The 3,059-nt window shown below is 55.9% G+C and carries 3 protein-coding genes and 1 pseudogene; 2 read left to right on the forward strand and 2 right to left on the reverse strand.

The window, feature by feature from the left end:
- Positions 1 to 188: 188 nt before the first annotated feature.
- Positions 189 to 1,121, reverse strand: coding sequence for a DMT family transporter (locus Q3Y58_RS19410; RefSeq protein WP_319623427.1), 933 nt, complete (start codon positions 1,119 to 1,121; stop codon positions 189 to 191).
- A 72-nt stretch (positions 1,122 to 1,193) separates the two neighbouring features.
- Here Q3Y58_RS19410 and Q3Y58_RS19415 point away from each other — a divergent pair, with 72 nt between their 5' ends.
- Together Q3Y58_RS19415 and Q3Y58_RS19420 are read left to right on the forward strand one after the other, a co-directional pair.
- Positions 1,194 to 2,135, forward strand: coding sequence for a LysR family transcriptional regulator (locus Q3Y58_RS19415; protein ID WP_319623428.1), 942 nt, complete (start codon positions 1,194 to 1,196; stop codon positions 2,133 to 2,135).
- A 39-nt stretch (positions 2,136 to 2,174) separates the two neighbouring features.
- Entirely contained in the window at positions 2,175 to 2,729 is a 555-nt protein-coding gene (locus Q3Y58_RS19420; protein WP_319623429.1) for a putative glycolipid-binding domain-containing protein, read from the forward strand.
- Between the two features lie 62 nt (positions 2,730 to 2,791).
- Here the strand turns inward: Q3Y58_RS19420 and gldA are convergent.
- Positions 2,792 to 3,059: pseudogene (gldA, locus tag Q3Y58_RS19425) on the reverse strand (glycerol dehydrogenase); the annotation flags it as partial.

Raw genomic sequence — 3,059 nt, forward strand, 5'->3', positions numbered from 1 at the left:
AAATGGCTGGCGACACAAACGTCACCCAAACACTCCTAAACGCCGGACTGACAAAACTGTCCGCAAGCCCATCTCTCCTGCCAAACCTGAAAGCCAAACTCAGAACCCTGAGCATCAAATAAAAAACAAAAAAACCCTCCCCAGCAGATATGGGGAGGGGGTTGATGGCTTATCAGATAAGCTTGGAGTTAAGGAGCCGCGGCTGGCATTTGCTGCGGCTCTGTGCGGCCCGCAGCGGGTTTTGGGCTTTGCACCAGAAACACGGCGGTGAGTACCAACGCAGCGGCAATCAGCTCACGAGGACCTAAAGCCTCGCCAAAAGCTAGAAAGCCGATGACGAACATGGTGGGCAGCTCAAGACTACCGGCCACGGCTGCCCGCGATGGCCCAACACGAATGCAAGCCACCGTGTAAATCACCTGGGGGAGCACCGAAGTGATGAGCCCCAGCGCCGCAATCAACGCCAACATGGACCAGTCCGTTGGGATTATGCCCATGCCCTCGCTCATGATTGCGCTGGGGGCAAGACCAATGGTGGCACCGAGCATACCGGTCGCCATGCGTTCCATGGCGCTGAGTTTGTCGACCATTGTGGTCAGCACCACGACCAGAAGACCAAAACCCAGCGGAGCCGTCCACGCCATCATGAGTGCAGCAGACATATCCGCGGTCAGCACCGTAGGGTCAGCCACACATGCCGCTGCGGCCACGATCAATCCCCCTGCCATCAGGGAATTCTTGCTCGGCTTCATGCCGACCATGACCCAGGCGAACAACAAAACAAAAAGCGGATAGGTCATGTAGATCACGCCTGCCGCAGCTACAGGGACGGTCTTGACCGCCTCCAAATACCCAATCCACCCGAGGCCCAAAAACACTCCGGTGACGGTCATCAAACCTGCTTGACGCAGCTTTCCCTTACTCAAAGGCAAGAAAGGGCTCAGCAATACCGCAGAAAAGATATACCGGTAGAGGGCAATCGCTGCAGAACCAACACCTTGGCCCTGCAGTTCCTTCGCGAACAACGGCACAAGGCCGAAGCACACGGCCGTCAGCGCGATCAACGCTGTTGCCGTGTTTGGTCCGAAATCGGACAGGGATATGCGAGCACCTTTCAACATGGCGACTACCGCTAATTTTTTTTTGGGCACTAGGGAAATTCGAAATATTCAAAGGTGCTCTGAAATGTTTTCATGGGCGCTATGATTCCAAGGCTGACCATAAGTCATCTGGCGCTTTTGAGCGCTATTGCGGAGACCCGAAGCCTTACTGCGGCAGCAGCACGGTTGGGCATAACGCAATCTGCGGCCTCCCATCGCTTGAAGGAGGCGGAACGCCGGATCGGGTTTCGGCTTTTGCGCCGGGCAGAGAAGGTGGTCACGCTGACGCCCGAAGGCGAGAAGATTCGCGCCATGTCGGAACAGTTTCTGGATGAACTGGCACGTCTGGAACAGGAGCTTGAAGCCTCGTACAACGGGAAGCAAATTCTCGTTCGCCTCGGCCAGGCAACCTACAGCCGCTATCATTGGCTGCCAGCATTCCTTGCTCACCTGGAAGTTGCAGAGCCGCAGCTGACCGTTGATCTTTCTGGCAGTTCGACCTCCAAGCCTCTGTCTTCCCTCAGCCAAGGCACGGTCGATGTGGTCACAATGTATGGCCGCCCGTCACCGCTGCCCAAATTCCGCTGGTTCAACCTGGGTGCCGATCCGCTGGTCGCAGTGATGGCGCCCGATCACCGGCTCGCAGAGCTGCCATTTGTTGACAGCAGCCATTTGGTGGAGGAGCGCTACTACGCCTATCCGATCTCGTCCGAGCCTGGTTTCGAGTGGCAGACGGTGATTGGCGTACCCGACACCATGTACCGCAACATAACCCACATGCCGACGCCAGAGGCTGTGATCGATTTGGTGCGGGCAGGATTTGGCGTTGGCGTTTTCAGTCGTTGGGCAGTGGAACCTGAAATTGCAGATGGGACTTTGATCGCCAAGCCACTGGGAGAAAACGGCTTTTCATTGGACTGGTGGGCAGTGATGCGCGCGAGTGACCCAGAAAATGGCGCCGGTGGGCGTCTGGCCAGAGCGTTGGCGAGCTGGAATGATCGCCTCGACAACGGTATGGGCACGCTCGCGTTCTGATTGTCAGCCCGACCCTGCCCATAAAGGGAAGGATTTCAGATGCACTTGAACCGCACCATTCGGTGGTCAGACTGGAACAATACCGGGCTGGAGCATTTCACCCTCAGACAAGTCGGTACCCTTTATGCCGTCTCTAGCGTGGTCATTGGCAACAGAGAGGATGCTTCTTATGGTCTTCACTACACCATGGAGCTCGACCTTAACTGGAGAACGAGACGATTTTCCGTAACGCTTACCGATGGCACCAGCAGAACTCTGGTCTCGGATGGGAACGGAAACTGGCAAGACGGAACCGGAAAAGAACTGAAGCACTTGAGCGGCTGCCTCGATGTTGATTTTGCAGCAACGCCTTTCACCAATACTCTGCCAATCCGTCGCCTGAAGCTTGCGATCAATACTGCCGCTGACTTGAATGTTGCGTACATTCCAGTGCCATCTCTTCTGCCAGAAACAGTAGACCAGCGGTATACCCGCAGGACGGAGAGCAGCTATCTCTATGAGGGGCTGTTTCGCAAATTCACAGCAACCTTGGAGGTCGATGAAGACGGCTTTGTCTTCGACTATCCTGAAACATTCAGACGTGTCATGGGCTAGAAAGCATCAAGCCCCGCGTTATTGCGCGGGGCTTGATGTGTTTGCTGTAATGAGTGGCTGGCTTACTTCTGGCCGAGCTCGTGGGCAGAGAGCATGGCCGTCAGCACCATTTCCGGCGTCACCGGGAACGGCATGTTGTGAATGGTCTCGCCTTCCGCGCAAGACGCTTCGGCAACTTCCATCAGCTTGGCCAGATCGATTTCCTTAACGCCCATGTCGAACAGGTTGGTCGGCAGCCCAACAGAGCGGCAGAACTCAATCACGGTGCGGATTTCTTCCAGCGGAGCGTTTTCAAGAAGCAGCTGTGTCAACGTGCCAAAGGCAACCTTT

Source organism: Nesiotobacter zosterae, from assembly GCF_033843645.1.
GTDB lineage: Bacteria > Pseudomonadota > Alphaproteobacteria > Rhizobiales > Stappiaceae > Pseudovibrio > Pseudovibrio zosterae.